This window comes from Actinokineospora sp. UTMC 2448 (assembly GCF_024760565.1).
Classification (GTDB): domain Bacteria; phylum Actinomycetota; class Actinomycetes; order Mycobacteriales; family Pseudonocardiaceae; genus Actinokineospora; species Actinokineospora fastidiosa.
Genome location: NZ_CP031087.1, coordinates 1274287 through 1295637, shown reverse-complemented (window position 1 = coordinate 1295637; position 21351 = coordinate 1274287). Strand labels below are relative to the sequence as shown.

Genomic DNA, 21351 nt, shown 5'->3' with positions numbered 1-21351 from the left:
ACGCGAATGCAGTAATTGGCAGATCTGTCTCCTGTGGACGCGTCGGTGGATCGTCACGCGCCTGGGGATGGCCCGCGAGTCGATCAGGTCCGCGCGGGCTTCGCCGAACGACGTGGACGAGTGCCGTCGGGGCGTTACGTTGGGGCGCATGCGGACCAACTGGGCGGGGATCGTGGTCGGAGCGGGCGTGGTCGTGCTCGCGTTCGTGGGGGCGCCGATGTCGGTGGACGCCCTGATGTGGGCCGGCGTCGACCGGCCGGAGGTGATCGGGTTCCAGGCGGCGGTCGCGGTCGGCGGCGCGCTGGGGATGGCGGGCGCGCTGGTGGCGGCCCGGTGGTGGCGGTGGGTCGTCGCGGCGGGAGTCGTGGGGGTCGGGGTGGTGCTGGCGGTGAGCGGGCCGCCCGGGGGCGGGTTGTCCCTGCGGGTGCGGACGGCCGGGGAGTCCACGGTGGAGCTTCCGGTCGATCCGTTCTGGGGTGTGGTGCTGGCGGCGGCGTCCGGGGCGCTGCTGATCGGGGTCGTGTCCGGGGCGCGGCGGGTGGGCGCGGCGTGGGTTGTCGGGGTCGCGGCGGGCGCGGGGTACTTCGGGGTGTCGTTGACCGGCGCGTTGCAGAGCCATCCGGCGCGGGTGGGGATCGTGGGTGTGGCGGCGCTGGTTGTGGTCGTCGCGGCTGTGTTGAGCGCGGAGCGGTCCTCTGAGTCGCGGCAGGTGCACTGGATCGCCGCAGGCATTGTGCTGTTGACGGCGGTTCCCACGCTTGTCGTCGCGGTCTTGGGGAAGCCGGTCCTCGGGAGTCTCATCGGCGCGCTGATCGGGGTCGCGCTTGTCGGCGCCGCGCTGGCCGCGGCGGGACGGGAGTGGTGGGCCGTCGGCGGGCTGGGGCTGGTGCTCGCGGCGCCGTTCACGAGCTTGGTGCTGCTGCATTCCGTTGTGGCGGGCGAGATCTGGTACGGGTGGCCGATCGCCGCGGCCGGGGTGGTCGCGGGGAGTCTGGCGGGCAGGGCGGCGCCGTGGGTGGTCGGTCTCTGTGTGATACCCGCTCTGTTGTTGGGGCTCGGGTGGATGGACAGCCCGCTCGTGGTGTGGGTCTTCCTCGCGCTGGTCATGGCCGCGGTGGCGGGGTGCGCGGCGACAGCGGTGCGCACTGAATCCGTAGGCGCGCTAGGCGTGACGGCGGCGGTGGGGTTCGGGCACGTGCTCGCGGCACTCCACGGCGCGGGGAGCGTCGAGGGGATCGTCGGGCGTGGCGGGCAGGTCGCGGCGGCGGTGGCGTTCGTGGTCGCGGCGGCACTGCTCCATTTGGGTACTCGTGGTAAAGGGGCGTCCGGTTTTGTCGGGGGTGTGTGATTTCCTCGGACGCGTCGTGACCAAGAACACCTGGGGGATGTCATGGCACTGTTCCGTTTCCGCGCGCGCGGGGCCCGGCTGGCGATAGTCCCGCTGCTGGCGGCCACGCTGGCGGCAGGCGTCACCACGCCCGCGGCCGCGCAGCCCGTCGCGCCCACGCCGCCCAGCTCCGAAACCTCGGCGTCCCACCAGACAACGCCGCCCACATCGGCGTCCGGTGCGACGGCGACATCTCCGGCAGAGGGAACCACCGCAGGCCAACCACAAGGGGAAACCTCAGCGGGCCAACCGGCTCCCGGTGACACCTCCGCGCGCCAGACGACCGTCACTGAGGCGCAGGACGCCGCCGCGGCCAGCGCGGACCCGCCCGCGCCGCCCGGTCAGCTCGGGCCGATCGACCCCGGGCCCGACGGCTCGCCGGACATCGGCCGGGGGCCGTCGGCTGCCCAGCCCATCGCGCCGCTGCCCGCGCTCGACCCCGGCCCGGACGGCCGCGTGCCGGTCGAGCGGGTGCCGATCGCGCCCAACCCGCCGGTCACGCCGTCGCCGCTGGACCTGCCCCGACGCCCCGGGCAGGAGCTGGTCGACGCGACCGCGGCCGAGGCGCTGGCCACCCTGGCCGCCGCGGGCCGCACCACGCCGCAGGGGCAGCCCGACCTCGACGCCGAGGACCTGCAGCCGCAGGTGCGCTCCGCCCAGTTCATCGACCCCACCCGACCGGCCACCCTGCGCGAGCTTCTGGAGGCCCTGACCTCGGGCAACATCCCGCCGCCGCTGCCGGTCGACCCGCTGGCGCTGCTGGAGGCCCTGCCCGACGGCATCCCGCGCCTGACGTACCGCATCTGCTCGGAGTCGCGCACCAAAGAGGTCTCCTGCACGCTGACCCTCCCGCTGGCCGTGCCCGCGATCGTCGACGTCACCGGCGACGGCACCCCCGACGTGCTCTCCGACCTGGTGCCGCTGGCCGCTCCGGGCGACATCATCGCCGTCGCCCGGGAGATCCTGGACCTCGAGGCCGAGATCGCGGCCGTGACCAACCGGCTCAACGTGGTCCTCGAACTGCTCAGCGACCCGCTCAACGTCATCCTCCACCCCGAACTCCTGGTGGAAAAGCTGCAGCTGGAGAACCTGCTCGCCGACCTCGGCGCCGCGCTCACCGCGAAGGTCGAGGCCCTGCTCAACCTCGTCCACCTCGGACTCGGCCTGGTCAACCTGCGGCTGCCCACCAGCGAGTTCGCGGGCGAGGACCTGCCCGCGCACGTGTGGGCGGTCTACGACTTCCCCACGCACAAGCGGATCTCCGTCGGCTTCGACGGCCTGCGCCGCGGCGCGGGCCTGCCCACGGCCGCCGTCGGCGTCTACACGTTCGCGCCGCTGCAGGTCCTGCGCGGGATCTTCGACATCAAGGCGCGGCTGATCACCGTCGGCGCGGCGGACTCGCTCGCGATCACCGCGGGCCTGGCCAACGTCACCGACGACGACGCCGGGCACCCGTACGACCCGACGGTCGCGAGCGCGCAGTTCTCCCCCGTGCCGACCTTCTTCGACGTGCACGCCTTCATCGACCCGGGCGCGCCCGACCGCGACCAGAAGGCGACCGTCGACGCGAACAGCACGACGGAGACCCGGCTGGACGTCCAGGTGCTGTCCAACAACCGCACCGCCGACCCGCCGACGGACCGCTTCGACCAGCTCGTCGTGGACGTGCTCCCGACCTCGGTGTCGGCCGCGCTCACCCGGCCAGCAGGCGGCGGCGACGCGACCGTGGACTACACCGCGAGCGACACGATCGACACCATCCTGTTCGCCGACTACGTCTACTCAGGACAACAGCTCACCCGGGCCACGCGGGCATCGGCGCAGGCCGTCCCGGCCACCTGGCGCGGCGTGCTGGCGACCGCGCCGGAGAGCGCGCGACTGGACTACACGGCGTCCTCCGCGCTCGCCGCGCTCGACATCGCCTTCTACGACCGCGAGCCCGCGATAGTGCTGCGCGGCAAGCTCCGCGAGCTGCCGACGGCGGTGGTGGTCAACGCCGACCTGCCCGCCCGGCACGTCCAGTTCACCGCCGACAACCCGCTCGGCTCGGCCGAGGTGGCGCTGTCGAAGGGGCTGGGCGACTACGCCCCGCTGGACGGCGAGCACGGCACCGCGATCATCGACGGCGACCGGCTCGGCGTCAGCGCCCGGGTGACCGGGCTGCGCGGCATCGACGTCTACTTCGACGACCACCCGCGCGGCGGGACCGAGTTCACCCCGGGCGGCCAGCGGTTCGTCGCGGCGGGCGTGATCGACGGCAGGCAGAAGGCGCGCCTCGACGTGTCGAACCTGCCCGCGTCGCTGGCGTTCGACCTCGACACCGTCGCCCGCAGGGTGCTGTTCACCGCCAGTTCGGTGGTGAACCGCGTGCAGGCGGCCTATGTGGACACCGCGGCCGGGCCGAGCGCGCTGGCCGCGATCGAGGGCCTGCCGGAGCGCGTCGAGGTGACCTACGACCTCGGCGAGCGGCCCCGCCTGGCCTACCGGGCCAGCAGCGCCGTGCCGCGCGCGGAGCTGTTCGTCAGCCCGCAGGGCGTCGAGCGGCTCGACCCGACCGGCAACCACTACCTGTCAGCGGCGCTGACGGCGTTGCCGACCGAGGTCGACGTGCTGGTGGACCTGCCTGCCCGCCACCTCGACGGCACGATGTCGGCCCCGCTGGGCGGCATCACCGCGGTGGCCCGCACGCCGGTCGCGGGCCGCGACTACCTGGCCATCGGCGAGCTGACGGGCGTGCCCGCGCGGTTCGACGCCGACTTCGCCGACGGCCTCATGCGCTTCCGCGGCCTCACCGGCCCGCTGGGCGCGGCGCGGTTCTCGGTGACCAACCACGCGGGCGCGACGATGCCTGCCGGGCAGCACGTGTCCGCGCACTACCGGCAGGTCACCGGCGACTTCGACGGCAGCGTGTCGATCCGCAACCTGACCCTGGCCGAGTACGCGCGCGGCCCGGCCAGCCAGGTCGCCAACCTGCAACTGGACACCGACGGGCAGCCCGTGTTCGTCGACGCCGACGTGCTGCTCGCCGCGAACGGGGTGGACGACACCCGGCTGGCCGTGACGGCGCGCATCGACAACCTGCCGACCGACCTGACGCTCACCGTCGACCTGGCCGACGGCAAGATCACCTACACCGGCGACCGGTCGATCGGGCTGACCGCCGACGTGCACATCGGCAAGGTCGCCGCGCTCGCCGGGCTCGGCGCGCCGCTGTTCGACAACGGCGTCGCGGTGCGCGCCCGTGGCTGCGACGCGGGCGCTGGCTGCGCGCCCGACGACACGCCGATCTGCACGCTGTTCGAGCGCTGCCTCGGCGTGGCCGGGACGATCCGGCTGCCCGGCCTGCCGACCGCGCTGTCGGTCGACCTGGCCGGCCGGGAGATCGAGATCACCGGCTACACCCCGCCGCCGGGCGCGCCGCTGACGGCGTACCTGGAGGTCATCGGGCTGCTGCCGGGCCTGCCCCGGCTGGAGGGGCAGGTCGAGCTGGCCGGGCTGCCGTCGAACGTGGACCTGGCCGTGGGGCCCATCACCGTCGAGGACGCGCCGTCGCGGGTCGACGTCGGGTACCGGGCGTCGGCGCCGCTGGGCACGCTGCGGATCGCCGCGGAGGCCGACACGCCGAGCACGCTGCGGGCGCGGGCGTCGATCGACCGGCTGCCCGCGACGGCGCGGGTCACCGGGACGTTCGACGCGGTGACCCGGCTCGGGGTGCACAACTCCGCGCCGATCGACGAGGTGAGCGCGTCGCTGTCCACTGTGGACGCCGGTCTGCTGTCAGCGTCGGCGCAGGGGATCCCGGCGGACCTCGACGTCCTGGTGGACGCCCCGGCCTCGCACTTCGAGTCGGTGGCGTCGGCCGAGCTGGGGCGGATCACGTTCCGCGCGGCGCGGGTGCCGTTCCAGGGCAGGCAGTACCAGGTGTTCGCCGAGGCCCGGGGCATCCCGGCGCGGATGGAGGCCGACTGGGCAGGCGGGGCGTTCGCCTTCCGCGGCGTCTCCGGCGCGATCGACGCCGCGGCGTTCGCGGTGACCAACCACCCCGGCGCCACGGCCCCCACCGGCCAGCACGTCGCCGCGCACTACCGGCAGGCCAGCGGCGACCTCGACGCCAGCGCGGCGGTGTTCGGGCTGTCGGAGGTCTCGGCGCGGCCCAGGGACAACGGCGTCGCCTTCGACCTGCGCACCGGCAACGGCGCGGTCAACTTCGACGGCGACTTCGTGCTCGCCGCCGACGTCCGCTACGCCGCGCTGGGCCGGGTGACGCTGCCGAGCACGCTGGACGTCACCTACGGCGACGGCAAGCTGAGCTACCTCACCGACCGGCCGGTGGGCCTGCTCGCCGAGGCCCGGATCGGCAAGACCGCCGCGATCGACGCCATCGACCGCGTGCCGCTGTACGCGCACGGGATCGCGGTCGAGGCGCGCGCGTGCTCGGGCGCGGGCTGCGCCCCGGACGAGAGCCCGCTGTGCGGCCTGCTGGGCAAGTGCTTCGGCGCGGTCGGCACGGTGTCGCTGCCCGGCCTGCCCACCAGGGTCGACGTCGACATGGCGGCCACCAAGATCGACATTGTCGGGTACCGCCCGCCCGCGGGCGTCGACCTGATCGCCTACGCGCGGTTCGACGGCCTGTTCGACGTCGCGCCGCGCACGGCGGCCATGGCCAGGCTGCGCGGGCTGCCGTCGCCGTTCGACCTGCACATCGGCCCGTTCGGCTTCGACAAGACCGACGCGGCGCGGGCCAACGACCTCAGCGTGGAGTACACCGCCTCCGGCGGCGTCGACGAACTCCAACTGCGCGCCGAGGCGGACACGACCACCCCCTACGGCACCCTGCGCGGCGCGGCGGACGTCCAGGGCGTGCCGTCGTCGCTGAAGGTCACCGGCGACTTCGGCGCGAACAGCCGGGTGCGGGTGGCGTCCAACGCGCCGATCCGCATGGTCAACGCGCACGTCGGCGGCACCTACGACGGCGCACCGGCCGGGGCGCGGGCGCGGCTGACCGACATCCCGGCCTGCGACGCGGGACCGAACGCGCCGTGCGTGGACGTCACGGTGACCGGCACCGACAAGGAGGGCACGCCGCTGAAGGTCCCGGTGATCGACATCGTGTCGGCCGAGCCGGGCCTGGACGCCGAGGCGTACGTGCAGGGCCGCTTCGCCCTCGCGGGCGACCCGATCGGCCTGCAGGTCAACGACGTGTTCGCCGCGCTGGTCGACTTGGGCGAGAAGGTGACGGTCACCGTCGCGCCGAATGACCTGGGCACGTTCGACACGCGGTTGCAGTCCAGCCCGGGCAAGACCGGGTCGCTGCTGGTGGGCGGGTCGTTCGAGCTGCGGCAGAACGAGCCGCTGGTCATCGAGGAGTTCGAGCAGGACATCGTCGCCTGCGTCGGCATCCCGATCCTGACCCTGCACGTGGACCGCGGCCACATTCAGGCGCCGGAGGTGGTCATCGACGACATCCACCTGGTCGTCGACGGCTTCAGCGACATGACGCTCACCCCCGGCAAGGGCTACGTCGCCTTCGGGGTGCAGGGGACCTACGACCGGTTCAGCATGGTCGCCCCGGACGTGCGGGCGAAGCTGGACCTGGACCTGAGCCTGCAGATCCAGAAGTTCGACCAGCCGCTGTTCCCGCTCTACGAGTTCGACCTGAACCTGAGCCCGCAGGACAACCACACCGGCCTGCGGTTCCACGTGTTCGACATGAAGAAGCGGGTCAACGCCGAGTTCCAGGTCCAGTTGGGCCCGGTGCCGATCACGGTCTACCCGGTCGAGTCCAGCCCCGGCTTCCTGGAAGAGCAGATCCCGGCGGACCCGTCCCTGTCCGGCATCACCGTCCTGCCGCCCCAGTCCGGCGTCGGCGACGCGGACAACCGCAAGTTCGTCTTCACGTTCATGGACCCGGGCAAGGTGGTGAACGGTCAGATGCAGTACCTGAGCGGCGAGGCCGCCCAGTTGCTCGACATCGCCGTCTCCAATAGCTTCAGCCCGTTCCCCCCGGAAGGCGACAGCGGCGGCGGCCCTTGCTGAACCTGACCCGACCCGCGATGGCGGCGCTGGCCCTGGTGCTGGCGTCGCCCGCGGGCGTGTCCGCCTGCGGCCTCGGCTGCTCCGCCGAACTGTCCCTACCCCCCGCCCACGTCGAGGGCCACGGCCAACCCCTCGTCGACCTCACCCTCACCGCCACCCTCACCAACAACGACAAGCCGGTCTCAGGCGTCGACGTGGAGTTCCTGTCCCTGGGCCCCGACGGCATCCTCCTCGGCTCCGCCACCACCGGCCCCGACGGCACCGCCCGCCTAACCGCCGACAACGCCTTGGGCCCCGACTCCATCCGCGGCCACAAAGCCACTTCCTGGACCACCTACGCCGCCCGCGTCGCGGTCATCCAGTCCTCAGAACAGGCCGCCGACACCATCTGCGCAGAACAGGCCACCGCCCCATTCGAGTTCGTCCCCTGATTCCGGCCGGAGCGCGTTCGTGGCCGCGCGCTCGCCACGCCGATTACTCCGTTCGCTGAGAGTTGCCCAGTTCGCAGCACGAACGCGCGGTTGCCCTGCCACCCTGACTGCGTTCGATCCGAAGGCAAGGGGGAGCGGGAGTCAGTGCACGACGATCCGAGGAAGACCTACTCGATCAACCCCGATCAAATGGAGGACGCCATCAAGTCGTGGCTTGATCCGGTGGTCGAGAGGTTGAGTGTGAACTCGAAGGCGTACACCGAAGCGCACGCACAGGTGACCGCAGGACACCGCAGTATGGGCGGAGGGTGGTGTGGTGGCCAAGGGAATGGGGACCTGCTCGCGGCCAGCGGTTCGTTCCTCAACGAAGTCGAATGGCAGCTCGGCAGGCTCAGTGACGAGCAGGCCGAGCTGGCCATCGCGCTGCGCGAATACGCCGACCTCCTGCGCAAACACATCGCCTGGGCCAGGAAGACCGACGCCGACGCGGCGGAGAGCTTCCTCGCCATCGGGCGCACGATGGATGGGCAGGGGTGACAAGAGTGGTTCTGCCTCCGGGCCGCAGCGCCGCTCACGTGCCCGACATCGATGCCCACAATGATCCCGAGTTGGCAGCAGCCGCGGGCGAGGTGGCGGCGTGGGTGGAATACCTGCTCCATCCCCACACCCACGACGGGCCGCGCGTCTACCGGGACCGCATGCCGGACCACCCGGACGGCCGCGACGCCGAGATGCCGCGTCGGATGCCCAACCTGGACGAGCAGTCGCACCGCTACGACACGGTCTCCGTGCTGGAGGACTTCGCCGCGGACCCCACCGCGTTCATCCGATCCGCACAGGCGGTCAGCGGTGTGACCGACGCCGCGATAGACGCCGCCTACGCGAAACTCACTCAGGCCTGCTTCATCCTGCCGGACCTGGACTCTGCCGGAGGACAACGAGGATCGGCGACCAACCCACCGGGCGTCCACCTCTCATACCCCGAGCTGCACCCCGCGCGCTTCGACTGGGCGCAGATGCGCAAGAGCTGGGTCGCACCGGAGTCCAACTACGCCCATGAATTCGAGGGCGATTTCATCGCGTTCCAGGTGTACACCGAGAACTGTCTCTTTGTCGTCGCCGAACATTTGGTGAAGTATCGGGCGATCTTCAGGAAAGCGGCCGAGGACATCACAGCCCTCATGAAGGCCCTGACCGAGATATTCGCGAGGACCAGCCCCTACAGCGGCGGACTCACCTTCGACCTACGTTCCGTCATCATCACCACCATCGTAGGCATCGCAACCACACTGATCAGCGGTGGTGCGACGGTGGCGAAAGTCTTCGGCGTCGCGCTCACCGAGTTGCTCGGAGAAGCGACCAAGACGGCCCAGGACTCAGAAAAGAAGCTCCTCCTGGAGAACCATCTGCATCTCCGGGACGTGGCCTACCAGTATCTCGACGGTGTGGGCAGGATAGAGCAGGAAGCGGCTGAGGCGGTCCGAAACCTCTACAACGAACTCCGGATCACCCTTGACCGCCTGCGCGAAGATCGGAAGTACTCAGACAAACCGCTGAGCGATGTGACTCGAGCAACCGTGCCGCATATACGCGACTACCACTGATCCGCGCGCTACTGGGTTGCCCGGATCGTCGCCAGGACCGCAGGCGCGATCCGGGTTACCGGACCACAGGTGTCCACCTCCGGACGCACCAGTTGGTCGCGGTACCAGATGTGGACGGTAGTCGTATCGGACAGGCCGACCACGGCGTGACAATCCCTCAGCTCCCCATCGTGCACGACCGCGGGGTACCCGTCGAACTCCATCGGCTCCCAGCGTTCGTACGCGCCTGCCGCGTTGGCTTCGTACTCTTTAACCAGGCCGGTGTTGGCGAACCGGATGTCCACCAAATGCTCACCGTCTGAACCTTCCACCGCATAGGTGCATTCGGCGCCAGGCCGTCGAGCCTCCGGGCGTCCTTCCGACAGTTTGAGCTCAGTTCGCTGTTCAGGGGTCAAGGCGAGGCAGGATTCGTTGTAGAAGGCCGTGGAGTCGAGCGGCTCAGCGACCGACGGGGTGCCGTGGGGAAGCGGGGTCGTCCCGGCTGGAGCCGTCGTCGGGCCAGGAGGTGGCGGGGGCGTCTCACCGCACCCACCGAGCACGACGAGCGAGGCGAGGACCGCCGACGCGACCTCAACGGTGCGCTTCCCAAACACGATCCCCTCCAGCATGACGAACACGCTTGCGCGTCGAGACTATCGGGTACCCACCGGCGGGATGGGCCGATCAGCGCCAAACACAGGTACTGAGTTACTGAGCCGCCTGGATTGTCGCCAGCACCTCGGCGGCGATCCGGGTGGCCGGGCCGCAGGTGTCGACGTCGGGCCGGCCCATCCAGTCGCGGTACCACACGAAGAACAGTCCGGAATCCGAGAGGCCGACGGACGTGTGGCAGTCGGTGCCCTGCCGTCGATGGGTGACTGCCGGGTATCCGGCCAGGTCCATAGGCTCCCAGCTGATACGCGCCCGCCGCTTTAGCCACGTACAGGTCGCTGATGCCGTGGCCGGTGACGAACTCGATGTCCACGGAGTGCTTGTCCCCCGTGCCCAGGACGACGTACTCGCAGGGGGCCTCGGTCGCGGCCTCCGCCCGCCCTTCGCCCAGGTTGAGCTTGCTTCGCTGGGCAGGGGTCAGGCCCAGACACGGGTCCTCGGCGAAATCCAACGGCGCGGCGACCGAGGGCGCGCCGTGTGCGGGTCTCGTCGGCGTCACGGACGGGGGCGCGGTCGTGCTCGGACCGGGCTCCGGCGGAGCGCTGTCACACCCGGTGAGGACGACGAGCACCGCGACGACCGCGGACGTGACCTGCCAGGCGCGTTGTCCGGACACGGAACTCCCTCACGACACGGGTCCACTGCCATGCCGGGGTTATTCGCCCGCGAACCACGGCATGGTCCATTTCGCCGAATCCCACCGGGTAAGTCGCGGGGCTGCTGGGCGTAGCTCAGTCCACCACCTCGACGATCGCCGATACTCCGCGTTCGGCGTTGGGGCCGTAGCGTTCCCAGACCTCGTTCAGGCGGATTCGGCCGTCTGGGAGGTACTCCGGGGTGTTGACGCTGTGGCCGGAGATCACGCGGCCGTCCGTCATCACCATGGTGTAGGCGAACGACACGACTCCCTCGGCGGAGCACAGGCCGGTCAGGGAGCCGCGGCGGATTGATCCGCCGGCGCCGAATTCGGCCCACACCAGGTCGTCTTTCTGGCGGTAGGTGGACACGGGGGCGTCGGGGCTTTCCGGCTTGCGGAAGCGGCGGCCGTCATAGTTGATCATCGGTGGGGCTCCACAGATCGTCGTCGGTGAGGTCGGTGAGGGTGTATTTGCCCAGGGCGCTCAGGAGTAGGCGGAGTTCGAGGTCGAGGCAGGCGATCAGGCGGATCAGGCCGTCGGACGGGTCCTCGGCGGCCGCGATCAGGGCGGCTCGGCCCAGGCCTACGGCCGTTGCGCCGCGGGCCAGGCACTTGAGCGCCCGTGCGCCTTCCCAGATGCGGCCGGACACCAGCAGGTCCCCGTCGTGCTTTCCGATGCGCGCCAGGCATTCCGCCAGGGGCAGGCCCACGTGGTCCAGGAACACCGTGGGCGCCCAGCCGGTGCCGCCCTCGGCCCCGTCCACCGTGACCGCGTCCGCGCCCGCGCACCACGCCACCCGGACGGCGTGGGCGATGTCGCGGCCGGGGTGCAGTTTCACCCAGACGCGGGCCCTCGGGTAGTTGTTGCGCATCAGGCGGAGCTGCTGGCGCAGGATCTCCTCGGTGAACGTGCCGGGGCTGCTGGAGCGCAGCACGACATCGCCCAGCGAGTCGTCCAGGGCGTAGCGGTCGGCCACCGCCGCGGCGACGGACGGGGACAGGACGGTCATGCCGCCCAGGCCCGGTTTCGCGCCCTGGCCGACCTTGAGCTCGAACGCCAGCCGCCCGGTCTCCAGCAGCCGGGTGGCGTCCGGGTCGCTGTAGACGAGGTTCCAGACCTCGGCGTCGGCGTCCTCCGTGCTCTGCTGGACCACCACCCCGCCGAGGCCGTCGGGCACGGCGCGGGCGTACGCGCGGATGCGGGCCAGCAGGCCGTCCTCCACCGCGTCCACCCGGCCGTACCCGTGCATGGGCACGACGTTCTCGCCGATCACCATCGGCACGCCCAGCCTGCCCGCCTGCTCGCTGACGGCGACCCCGAGGCCGGTCCCGACCTGGGTGGACCCGAACGCGCACAGGAACACCGGCAGCGGCGCGGTGAACCCGCCCACCGACCGCCCCAGCTCGACGTCGCTGTAGAGCGGCTCGCGGCCCAGCTCGTACATCTTCTCCAGCCGGTGCGGGACGAACACCGGGGGAACGAGCCGCACCCGGTCGAGGTCGTCGCCCTCGGGCGCTGCCGCGCCGAAGACCGCCCCGCCGTAGCCGTCCGCGTCGGGGAAGACGGCCGAGGGGCCGCCGCGGGCGCGGGCCCGGACGGCCGCCTCGGGGAAACCGGCGGCCCGGATCATGGCGACGCGATCCCGGGCAGCTTGGGGTAGGCGTTGGCCTGCCACACGAAGTCCAGCCCGCACAGGTAGCGGGTCAGCCGCTCCAGGCCGAGGCCGAAGCCCGCGCTGGCGGGCAGGCCGTCGCGGGCGAGGTCGAGGTACCAGGCGTACTTGGCCGGGTTCTCCCCCGTCTCGCGCATGCGCTCAATCAGCCTGCGGTACTCGTGGGTGCGCTCGCCGCCGCTGGCCACCTCGCCGAAGCCCGCGGGCGCGATGAGGTCGAAGTTGCGCAGGATCCCCGGCTCCGCGGCGGACTCGCCGTCGGTGAAGCCGCGCGAGCCCTTCGGGTAGTCGACGATGTAGAACGGGCGGTCGGTCTGCTCGGAGATCAGCTTCTCCCCCGCCCAGTCGATCTCGGCGTCGGCGCTCTGCCCGTGCGCCAGGCCGCGCAGCTGCGCGACGGCGGCGCGGTGGGTCATGCGCTCGAAGTCCTCGCGCAGCAGGGCCTCGAAGGCGGCCGGGTCGCGGCCGAGGAGGTCGAGGTCGGCCCGGCGCTCGCGGAGCACGTGCGTGACGATGTGGCGCACCAGGCCCTGCAGCAGTTCCAGCACGTCCTCCCGGGAGGCGTCGCGGACCTCGACGTCGATCTGGGTGAACTCGGCCAGGTGCCTGCCGGTGTCGGCGGTCTCCAGCGGTTCGAGCCGCACGTTCGGCGCGACGTAGAAGATCTTGTCGAAGGCCAGCAGCGACGCCTGCTTGTAGAGGATCACGCTGGTCATCAGCTTGTACCGGTGCCCGTAGAAGTCGACGTCGACCTGCTTGGAGCCGCGGATGCCGGGGTCGGTCACCGGGCCGATCAGCGGCGGCATCAGCTCCTGGAAGCCGTGCGCGCCCAGGTAGTCGCGGGCGCCGGTGGTGATGGCGTTCTGCACGCGCAGCGCGGCCTGGGTCACCGGGGAGAGCAGGTGCTCCCGGGTGCCGGGGGGCAGCGTGGTCAGGGTGTCGGTCATGGGCCACTCCATTCCAGGGAGGTCGAGTCGAAGCGGCGCTCGACGAAGCGCAGGGCGTCGAGCAGGCCCGCTGCGGTGATGCGGTCGGGGCCGGGCGGGCCCGCGGCGATCGGCATGGCGCCGACCCGTTGCCAGCGCAGCCTGCCCTCGGCGTCGAGGTAGCCGCGGGCGCGCCCGGCGTTGTCCGGGTGCAGGCAGAAGGGCACGTCCAGCTGTCCGGTGGCGAACGCCTTGACCAGGGCCCTGCCCAGGTCGTCGTCGAGGGACAGCACGTTGTCGATCAGGTCGGTCGCCTCGGCGAGCACGCCGGTGTCCGCTGTGGACGAGCGGCGGTGCGCGCTCCTGGCCGCGACGGCGGCGTACTCCAGGGCGGCCACGTTCTCGGCCACCGTGGGCAGCCGGTGGGCCTCGGCGGTGGTCTTGACGATCAGCCGTCCGGCCCCGGCCCGCACGGCCAGCCGGGCGGACTCGGCGAGCAGCCCGAGCGCGCCGCCGGGCGTCCGCGGGTACACGCCCATGTACGTGTAGACCACCATGTGCGCGCGGGCGTGCGGCACGTACCGGCCGATCAGCGTCCGCAGCGCGGCCAGGGCCTCCTCGTCCTGGCCGGGATGGGTCTGCTGGGCGTAGGAGAACGAGATGCAGCGGATGCCGTGCTCCCAGAAGAACATCCCCTCCAGCACGCTGAGCGCCACCAGCAGCGACGGCGGGCACAGCTGGCCCATCATGCAGCCGCCGAAGGTCTCCAGGTGCGCGTCGGGGTGCGCGGCCAGCAGCGCGCACGCCTGCCGCCAGTGCTCGACGGCGGTGGCCAGCGGCGTGCGGCTGTAGGGCAGGCAGTACGACACCGGGCCGCCCTCGGTGGCGTGCAGGCCGTGGTCCAGCAGGGCCAGCACGATCCGGCGCGGGTCGGCCGAGCCGTGCCGGACCTGCACCGGGAACCCCAGGCCCGCCAGCATCGCCGCGGTCACGTCGTGGTCGTGGTCGACCAGCGGGTAGCCGTTGAGGTCCGCGCCCGCGGCCAAGGCCTGCCGGACGGCACCGTGGTCGCCGACGCGGGTGTAGCTGTCCAGCGTGACGGTGCCGATCGTGGCCGCGCGCGCCGCGCCCGTGGCCAGCAGGCCCGCGCGCATCGCGGCCGGGTCGGCGAAGCCCATCCTGGGCTGCACGACCAGCTCGCCCCGGGCCTGGCAGGCGGCCACGACCGCGCCGAACGGCGCCGCCACCGGCGGCGCGAGCAGGCTCACCGCGTCCCGATCGGCAGGCCCGCGCGCCCGGCGAGGGTCCGCACGAACGAGCGGAACGGCAGCAGCCCCGCGGTGTCGTCGAAGACCGCGTCGAACCCCGCCGACAGCAGCCGCGCCGAGTTGTCCGACGCGGCCACGTCGAGCTTGCCGCCGATGACCACCGGGGTGGCCACCAGCGCGGGTTCGGCGCGCAGCGCGCCGATCAGCCGCACGCCGTCGCGGCAGCCGTGCCCGTTGAGGCTGCTGACCACGACCAGGTCCGGCCGCCGCTCGGCGCACTCCCCGACGATCACCTCGTCGGGCACGCACGCGCCGAGGTTGGCCACCCGCACGCCCAGCTCCTCCAGCACCAACTGCAGGTACACCAGGTTCCACGTGTGCGCGTCCGACGACAGGCTCGTCACGATGGCCGACAGCCCGGCGACCTCGATGCTCATGGTGGGTCCGTTCATGGGGAGGCCAACGGCCGCACGTCGATCTCGATCAGCGCGACGGCCGCCTCGGCGCGGCGCAGCGCCTCGGCCGGGGTGTCCGCGGTCACCATCACGTCGCCGACCCGGTCCCACGAGCTGCGCAGCCCGGTGAACGTGTCGCCCTTCTCGACGCTGACATCGCACAGGAACACGCCCTCGGCGCGCGTGGCCTCCTCGACGCCGCGCACGTCCTGCACCACGCCGGTCTCCACCGACAGGAACCGCACCGCCGCCGCGCCCGCCGCGCGCCGGGGCATGACCTCCGGCAGCGGCTCGCCGCGCATCACCGCGAAGTAGCAGCGGTTCAGCTCCACCGGGTAGGCCCGCTGGATCAGCTCGATGATGCCGTCCCCCGCGAAGCGGCCAGCGCACTCGACCAGGTGCGGCACGCCGTCGGCGACGATCCACTCGCAGTGCACGATGCCGTCCTGGAACCCGACGGCGTCGATCACCTTGAGCGTCTGCGCGGTCAGCAGCGCGGTCAGCCCGTCGTCGATGTCGGCGGGCACGACGTGCACGAGCTCGACCGGCCGAGGGCCGGGGAACAGCTGCTTGCCGGTGACGTTGGCGAACAGCGACTCCCCGTCGCGCACCAGCATCTCGACGCTGTACTCGTGCCCGGAGACGAAGCGCTCGACCAGCATCCGCAGGTCCATCGGCCGGTCGGGCACGAACACTCCCTCGTCCTGCACGACGCACTCCGCCCACGCCCGGGCCGCGTCGGCCGGGTCGGCGAGCACCTGGGTGCCCACGGACGCCTGCCGGTTGGCGGGCTTGAGCACGACCGGACCGGGGCAGCCGCGCATGAACGCGACCACGTCGGCCGGGCTCGACACCGCCACGCTCTGCGGGTTGGCGATGCCCGCCGCCGCGCTGACCTGGCGCAGCAGCGCCTTGTCGCGCAGGATCAGCGCGGCGCCGTACCCGGCGCCGGGCAGCTCGTAGCGCTCGGCCAGGCGGGCGGCGAACGGCGTGGCGTACTCGGTCAGCGGGACGATCGCGGCCGGGTCGAGGTCGCGGTGGGCGTTGTAGAACTCGTCCGCCTTGCCCGGCAGGTGGAACTCCCACTCGATCAGCTCGCGGACCAGGGCCGACTCGGCGACCTTGGGGCGCACGTCGCGCTTGCGCACGACGTCGGGCTCCTCGACGAAGACCACGGAGTCCTCGCCGAGCACGGGCAGCAGCGCGGTCAGCGCCACGCCCACGAACCCGACCAGCAGCACGGGTCTGGTCATGGCGTGTCCTCGACGTAGTACCAGTTCTCGGGGTTGATCAGGCCGTACGGGTTGAACGGGGTCACCCCGCGCAGGTCGGCGCCGATCTCGAACAGCCGCCTCGGGAACGTCGGCGTGAAGATGACCGGCACCTGCTCGCTGATGTACTCCTGGTACTCGTACAGCGCTTCCAGGTCGTCGGTGGTGACCGTCCTGGCGATCAGCTCGTCGGCGCGGGCGTCGGCGTAGTTGCTGAAGTTGCAGGCGGCGTTGCTCTGGAACAGGTTCTCGCCGGTCGGGTAGTTGTAGACCCAGCCGCCGCCCCAGCAGGACAGCTCCCACAGCTTCGGGTTCTCCGGGGTGTGCGGGCCGGGGCCGTCCTCGGCGACGAGCACCGAGCCGACGACCTCCGAGAGCCGCAGCTCGATCCCGGCCTTGGCCGCGTCGGCCTCGAACTGCTCCATGACGCGGGTCAGCGCGGGCCTGCCCGCCCAGTAGCGCAGCGACAGGCTGAGCCTTGTACCCGCCGGGATGCCCGCGCCCGCCTCGCCCGGCCCGGTCCCGGGCCGCACGCACACCGCGGGGGTGACGCTGGTGTCCCAGCCGTTGTCGGCCAGCAGCTCCCTGGCCCGCTCGATGTCGAACGGCCAGGTCCCCCGGCCGTCGGCCAGCTTGGGCGAGACCAGGTCACTGCGCGGGTGCATGGGGATCGGGCCGCTCTGCGTCCAGCCGTAGCCCTGGTAGACCTCGCGCGCGCCGTAGTCCTGGTCCAGGCAGCTCTGCAGCGCCTGGCGCAGGTACGGCTGGCGGATGAGGTGGCCCGCGACCGTGGGGTTGACGAAGTTCAGCGCGATGAAGTTGACGTTGAACATCACCTGCGGGGCGAGGGTGTGGGTGGCCGCCAGCGGGTTCGGCCCGCCCACGGTCGGGTCGTCGCCGGGCTGCACGCCGTAGCTCAGCGGCAGGAAACCGGCCTGCACCTGCTCGGGGTGCTCGCGCAGCAGCCGGTACTGGTGCTCGTCGGACTCGGTCTGGATCTGGCGGAACTCGTCGAGGCGCGCCGGGTTCGGGCCGCTGTAGTGCTCGTTCGGCACGAACGTGACCACGCCGTCCTCGGTGAAGCCCTTGAGCCGCCACGGCCCGTTGACCACACTCCACACCGGGCTGTCCGCCCAGCGGGTCCGGTGGGTGTTGTCCTCGGTCACCGGGTCGCCGTTCTCGGCCATCAGGAAGTCGTAGACGGCGTCGACCTGGTCGGGGTCGTGGGTGGCGTCGGCGGGCCCGTCCTCGGTGCGGTCCCACGCCTTCGGCATGGGCGTGATCATCGTGAGCTGGTTCATCAGCACCCAGTTCCGCGAGTACGCGCGGTCGAAGGTGAAGCTGACCGCGTCCTCGGCGACCTTGGCGTAGGAGACCAGGTTGTCGGGGAAGTAGCCCTCGGTGTAGGCGCCGTACTTCGGTCCCTTCCGGACGAGCATGTTCATCCAGAACATCACGTTGTCCGCGGTGACCGTCTCGCCGTTGGACCAGCGCCACGGCTTGATCCGGACGGTGCAGGTGCGCCCGTCCTCGGTCCACTCCGGCGGCTCGCCGATGCTGAGGTCGTAGTCGATGCCCGGCTTGCCGTCGCACCCCAGCCAGTACAGCGGGCGGTACATGAGCAGCTGGAACTCGTACAGGCTGCGGATGCCGAAGCGCTCGGCCGGGGTGAAGGGGAAGATCACCGCTGGCGGGAACCCGGGCAGGCACGCCCAGGTCGCCACGCCGCCGCGGATCGCGGTCTCGCCCATGGATGGACCCTTTCTCACGCGGGGGCGGGTGCGGGGACGGGCTCCGGGGCGGCGACCGGCCGCTCCAGCGCGCGCATCGGCTTGACCAGGCTCAGGTACGTGCCGATCGCCAGGCCGCCGATGATGGTCACCAGGCCCCAGAAGGCCCACGGCACCGACGTGGCGTCGGCGAGCGCGGAGAGGCCGACCGTGGCCGCGACGCCCATCGCCAGGCCCATGGCCTGGGCGAAGCCGAAGATCCGGCCCACCCGGTCCTCCGGGCTGGACTGCATCAGCAGCGTGCGGGCGGCGATGCGGCCCTGGGCGAAGGAGAACGCCGCGAACGGGATGACCACCATCAGCACGATGTGGTGCAGCGGTTCGAGGGCGACCATCGCCATGCAGCCGAGCGTGCCGAGCAGCGCGAGGTGCAGTCCCTTGATCCGGGAGCTGACCCAGCCGTAGCAGGCCGCGCCGAGGATGAACCCGGCGCCCGCGAGCGCGTCGACCACGCCGATCATCCACGCGCCCTGCTGGAAGGTCTGCAGGATCAGCGTCGTGAGGATGGTGTTGCTGACCATCAGGTTGATGTTGCCGGTGGTGAACAGCAGCGCCAGGCGCCGCACCGGCGGGTTCGCCGGGGCCGTGGTCGCCACGGCGGCGGGCTCGTCGTCCGCGACGTCCTCAGTGGACTTGGCGACGACGTGCTTGTGGCCGATGGCGTAGATCAGCACGGCCGACCCGACGAAGGTCAGCGAGTTGATGACGAACAGCGGGGTCGCGCCGAACCAGGTGACCAGGAAGCCGGCGAGCGCCGAGGCCAGCAGCATGCCGGTGTTGGTGGCCATCTCGAAGCGGGCGTTGAACTTGCCCAGCCGCTCATCGAGCACGCGTTCCTTCACCAGCGCGTTGCTGGCGGGCATGAACATCGCCGCCGTGCAGGCCAGCAGGAAGTTCGCCGCGTAGGAGCCGAGACTGGCCTCCCCGCCGAACCACAGCCAGGCGGGCAGCGCGAACGCGGTGAGCGCGCCGACCAGGTCGGCGATCACGCACAGCGTGCGGCGGTCGAGCCGGTCGGCGAGGCGGCCGAAGCTCATCGCGAGCGCGACCTGCGGGATGGACACCGCGATGAACAGCCACCCGACCGACAGGGTGGTCTCCTCGGCCCGGAAGACCAGGATGGCGGCGGCGGTGATCTGGAAGGCGTTGCCCGCGGTGGTGATGAAGCCCGCGGGCACGAGCAGCCGCTCGGCGCGCTTGGAGCGGCGCACGGCCAGGTCGGTAGTCAGCGGTGCGGTGGGCATCAGGAGACCTCGGCCAGGGTCGGGGTCGGCTGGACGCGGGTGTCCAGGCCGGGGACGGGGAACGCGGTGGTGCTCGCGACGGCGTAGGCCGCCGCCGACAGCGACGGGGTGAAGCCCCCGGCCTCGGCGGCGCGGGCGGTCATGTCGATGAGGATCGGCGACGCGCCGCTGATCAGCGCCCGCAGCTGGAGGAACAGGTCGCCCAGCTCGACGGGCTCGCCGTCGAGCGCCCGGGCCGCGTGCGCGCGCAGCCGCTCGACGTGCTGCACGATCAGGTCGGCCGCCCGGTTGAGGCTGAAGCTCGACAGCTCGAAGCAGAGGCCGAAGCGGTCGGCGATGGCCGCGGCGCGGGCCGGGCCCTCCGGGGAGACCGGGAGCGTCTCGCCCGCCGTGGTCAGCTTGCCGAGCGTGGCCGCCAGCTCGTTCCACGGGCCGACCAGCCGCTCGCCGACGATCTTGTTCAGCGCCGCGCGGCTGAAGTTGGTGCGGGCGTGTTCGGGGGCGGTCAGGTTGAGGTAGAAGCGGACGAGGTCGCGGGGCACCTCGGCCACCAGGTCGCGCGCCCACACCACGTGGCCCTTGCTGGTGGAGAACTTCTCGTTCTCCAGCTCGTAGAACTCGTTGCACAGGATGGTGTCGGGCAGGATGTAGCGGCCCTCGTGCGCGATCAGCTCGGCGATGTGCACCGCCGCCCAGATGTAGAGGTTGTCGAAGCCGACGAAGAAGACCAGCTCGGCGTCGTGTTCCGCGCGCCACGCGTCGTCGCCGGACGGCGGGGTCGTCCCCTGCTCGCGCTGGGCGAAGTTGTGGCAGTACATCGAGGCGGGCATGCCCTCCAGCCAGGCGTTGAGCGTCTGGCCGGGGGTCTCGGCGAACGGCGCGGGCATGCCCCAGGAGACCGGGTAGGTGATCGGGAAGTCCGGCAGCGGCCGCGACAGCAGCTCGCGGATGAACTGCACCGCGTGCGGTCGCCACCGGTCGGCCCGCGCCTCGTGGTAGGCCAGCAGCTGCTCGCGGTACTCCTCCAGCGGGAAGACCAGGATCTCCGCCTCGCGGTAGGTCACCGGGTCGCTGGGGTCCATGATCGAGTACGGCTCGATGAGCGCGTCGAAGTCGACCGGGTGCCCGCACGCCTCGCAGATGCCGCCCCGGCTGTCGGCCAGGCAGGTCGGGCAGTCGCCGCCGACGAGCCCTTCCACCAGGTACATGCCCTTGGCCTCGCTGTAGGGGAGGCGGACCGTGCGCAGGCGGAACTTGCCGAGGTCGTAGAGGCGCTGGACGTAGTCGTAAACGTTGCGGCGGTACCCGTCGTCGGTGGGCGCGAAGCCGTCGACGTGGATGCCCATGGCGTCCCAGGTGGTCTTGATCTGCGCCCAGGACTTGTCGGCAAGCGCTTGCGGGGTGGTCCCGAGCCGCGCGGCGGTCGTGTAGACGTAGGTCTGGCTGTCGTCGCCGCCGGAGGCGAACAGCACCTCGCGGCCCGCGGCGCGCAGATAGCGGACGTGGGTGTCGGCGGCGACGTACGGCCCGGCCACGTGGCCGATGTGCATGTCCCCGTTCGTGGTCGGCGGGCCGCCGATCACCAGGACCGGGCGGCTCACGACGCGGTCCCGTGGCGCTCGACGAAGCGCTCGGACATCTCCGCGTCCCACCAGACGCAGTACATCTGGAAGGGCTCGGCGCCGTCGTTGACCACCCGGTGGGCGGTGTTCGGCGGGAAGTGCACGATGTCGCCCGCGCGGAACGGGCGGCGCTCGCCCTCGGAGTCCAACTCGGCCTCGCCGGAGAGCGCGATGAAGATCTCGTACTCGTGGTGGGCGTGCATGCCGGTCGCGTCGCCGGGGTGCACCACGCACCACGCGCCCTCGAACGGCGCGTTGAGCGCGGGCCACGGCACCAGCCGCTGGGCGTCCGCGCCGTTCTCCCGGTTCATCTGCTCGCGCAGCAGGGGTCGGATTTCCATGATCTGGCCTTTCTT

The 21351-nt window shown here is 71.7% G+C and carries 17 protein-coding genes and 1 pseudogene; 5 read left to right on the top strand and 13 right to left on the bottom strand.

The window, feature by feature from the left end:
- Nucleotides 1-148: 148 nt before the first annotated feature.
- The 5 genes from Actkin_RS06135 (at nucleotide 149) to Actkin_RS06115 (ending at nucleotide 9458) form a co-directional block, all read left to right on the top strand.
- On the top strand, nucleotides 149-1348 hold the full coding sequence (locus Actkin_RS06135; protein ID WP_258906312.1) for a hypothetical protein: 1200 nt from the start codon (nucleotides 149-151) through the stop codon (nucleotides 1346-1348).
- A gap of 42 nt (nucleotides 1349-1390) precedes the next feature.
- Nucleotides 1391-7423 (top strand): hypothetical protein, encoded by a 6033-nt coding sequence (locus tag Actkin_RS06130; RefSeq protein WP_258906310.1) that lies wholly within the window; start codon nucleotides 1391-1393, stop codon nucleotides 7421-7423.
- Nucleotides 7424-7440: 17 nt separating this feature from the next.
- The gene (locus tag Actkin_RS06125) at nucleotides 7441-7854 is read left to right on the top strand and encodes a hypothetical protein (protein ID WP_258906309.1); all 414 of its coding nucleotides are present in this window, start codon (nucleotides 7441-7443) and stop codon (nucleotides 7852-7854) included.
- Between the two features lie 144 nt (nucleotides 7855-7998).
- The gene (locus Actkin_RS06120; protein ID WP_258906308.1) at nucleotides 7999-8391 is read left to right on the top strand and encodes a hypothetical protein; all 393 of its coding nucleotides are present in this window, start codon (nucleotides 7999-8001) and stop codon (nucleotides 8389-8391) included.
- Between the two features lie 38 nt (nucleotides 8392-8429).
- Nucleotides 8430-9458: a hypothetical protein gene (locus Actkin_RS06115; protein WP_258906306.1), complete on the top strand. Its 1029-nt coding sequence runs from the start codon at nucleotides 8430-8432 to the stop codon at nucleotides 9456-9458.
- Between the two features lie 8 nt (nucleotides 9459-9466).
- Here Actkin_RS06115 and Actkin_RS06110 read toward each other — a convergent pair whose 3' ends face one another.
- From Actkin_RS06110 to Actkin_RS06055, 13 genes and pseudogenes are all read right to left on the bottom strand, one after another.
- The gene (locus Actkin_RS06110; protein WP_258907865.1) at nucleotides 9467-10066 is read right to left on the bottom strand and encodes a DUF3558 domain-containing protein; all 600 of its coding nucleotides are present in this window, start codon (nucleotides 10064-10066) and stop codon (nucleotides 9467-9469) included.
- A 79-nt stretch (nucleotides 10067-10145) separates the two neighbouring features.
- Nucleotides 10146-10523: a DUF3558 family protein gene (locus Actkin_RS06105; protein ID WP_258907864.1), complete on the bottom strand. Its 378-nt coding sequence runs from the start codon at nucleotides 10521-10523 to the stop codon at nucleotides 10146-10148.
- Nucleotides 10462-10680 (bottom strand): annotated as a pseudogene (locus Actkin_RS32695) (hypothetical protein); the annotation flags it as partial. The pseudogene Actkin_RS32695 and the gene Actkin_RS06105, both read right to left, overlap by 62 nt.
- Nucleotides 10681-10840: 160 nt before the next feature.
- On the bottom strand, nucleotides 10841-11170 hold the full coding sequence (locus Actkin_RS06100) for an avidin-fold protein (protein ID WP_258906305.1): 330 nt from the start codon (nucleotides 11168-11170) through the stop codon (nucleotides 10841-10843).
- The gene (locus tag Actkin_RS06095) at nucleotides 11157-12377 is read right to left on the bottom strand and encodes a glutamate synthase-related protein (RefSeq protein WP_189212254.1); all 1221 of its coding nucleotides are present in this window, start codon (nucleotides 12375-12377) and stop codon (nucleotides 11157-11159) included. The genes Actkin_RS06100 and Actkin_RS06095 overlap by 14 nt, the downstream gene beginning before the upstream one ends.
- Nucleotides 12374-13366, bottom strand: coding sequence for an asparagine synthetase A (locus tag Actkin_RS06090; RefSeq protein ID WP_258906303.1), 993 nt, complete (start codon nucleotides 13364-13366; stop codon nucleotides 12374-12376). Before Actkin_RS06090 ends, Actkin_RS06095 begins: the two co-directional genes overlap by 4 nt.
- A complete protein-coding gene (locus Actkin_RS06085; protein WP_309569114.1) occupies nucleotides 13363-14613 on the bottom strand; it encodes a methylaspartate mutase in 1251 nt (416 codons plus the stop codon). Before Actkin_RS06085 ends, Actkin_RS06090 begins: the two co-directional genes overlap by 4 nt.
- Nucleotides 14610-15050 carry a cobalamin B12-binding domain-containing protein gene (locus Actkin_RS06080; protein ID WP_229787111.1) on the bottom strand — a complete coding sequence of 147 codons (441 nt, stop codon included), beginning with the start codon at nucleotides 15048-15050 and terminating at the stop codon, nucleotides 14610-14612. The genes Actkin_RS06085 and Actkin_RS06080 overlap by 4 nt, the downstream gene beginning before the upstream one ends.
- An 11-nt stretch (nucleotides 15051-15061) precedes the next feature.
- Nucleotides 15062-16321, bottom strand: a complete 1260-nt coding sequence (locus tag Actkin_RS06075) for an ATP-grasp domain-containing protein (protein WP_258906301.1) — start codon at nucleotides 16319-16321, stop codon at nucleotides 15062-15064.
- Complete coding sequence (locus tag Actkin_RS06070) at nucleotides 16318-18090, bottom strand: ABC transporter substrate-binding protein (RefSeq protein ID WP_258906300.1); 1773 nt, start codon at nucleotides 18088-18090, stop codon at nucleotides 16318-16320. Before Actkin_RS06070 ends, Actkin_RS06075 begins: the two co-directional genes overlap by 4 nt.
- 14 nt (nucleotides 18091-18104) lie before the next feature.
- The gene (locus tag Actkin_RS06065) at nucleotides 18105-19373 is read right to left on the bottom strand and encodes an MFS transporter (RefSeq protein ID WP_258906299.1); all 1269 of its coding nucleotides are present in this window, start codon (nucleotides 19371-19373) and stop codon (nucleotides 18105-18107) included.
- Nucleotides 19373-20974 (bottom strand): class I tRNA ligase family protein, encoded by a 1602-nt coding sequence (locus tag Actkin_RS06060; RefSeq protein ID WP_258906298.1) that lies wholly within the window; start codon nucleotides 20972-20974, stop codon nucleotides 19373-19375. Before Actkin_RS06060 ends, Actkin_RS06065 begins: the two co-directional genes overlap by 1 nt.
- On the bottom strand, nucleotides 20971-21336 hold the full coding sequence (locus tag Actkin_RS06055) for a cupin domain-containing protein (RefSeq protein WP_189212260.1): 366 nt from the start codon (nucleotides 21334-21336) through the stop codon (nucleotides 20971-20973). The genes Actkin_RS06060 and Actkin_RS06055 overlap by 4 nt, the downstream gene beginning before the upstream one ends.
- Nucleotides 21337-21351 lie beyond the last annotated feature (15 nt).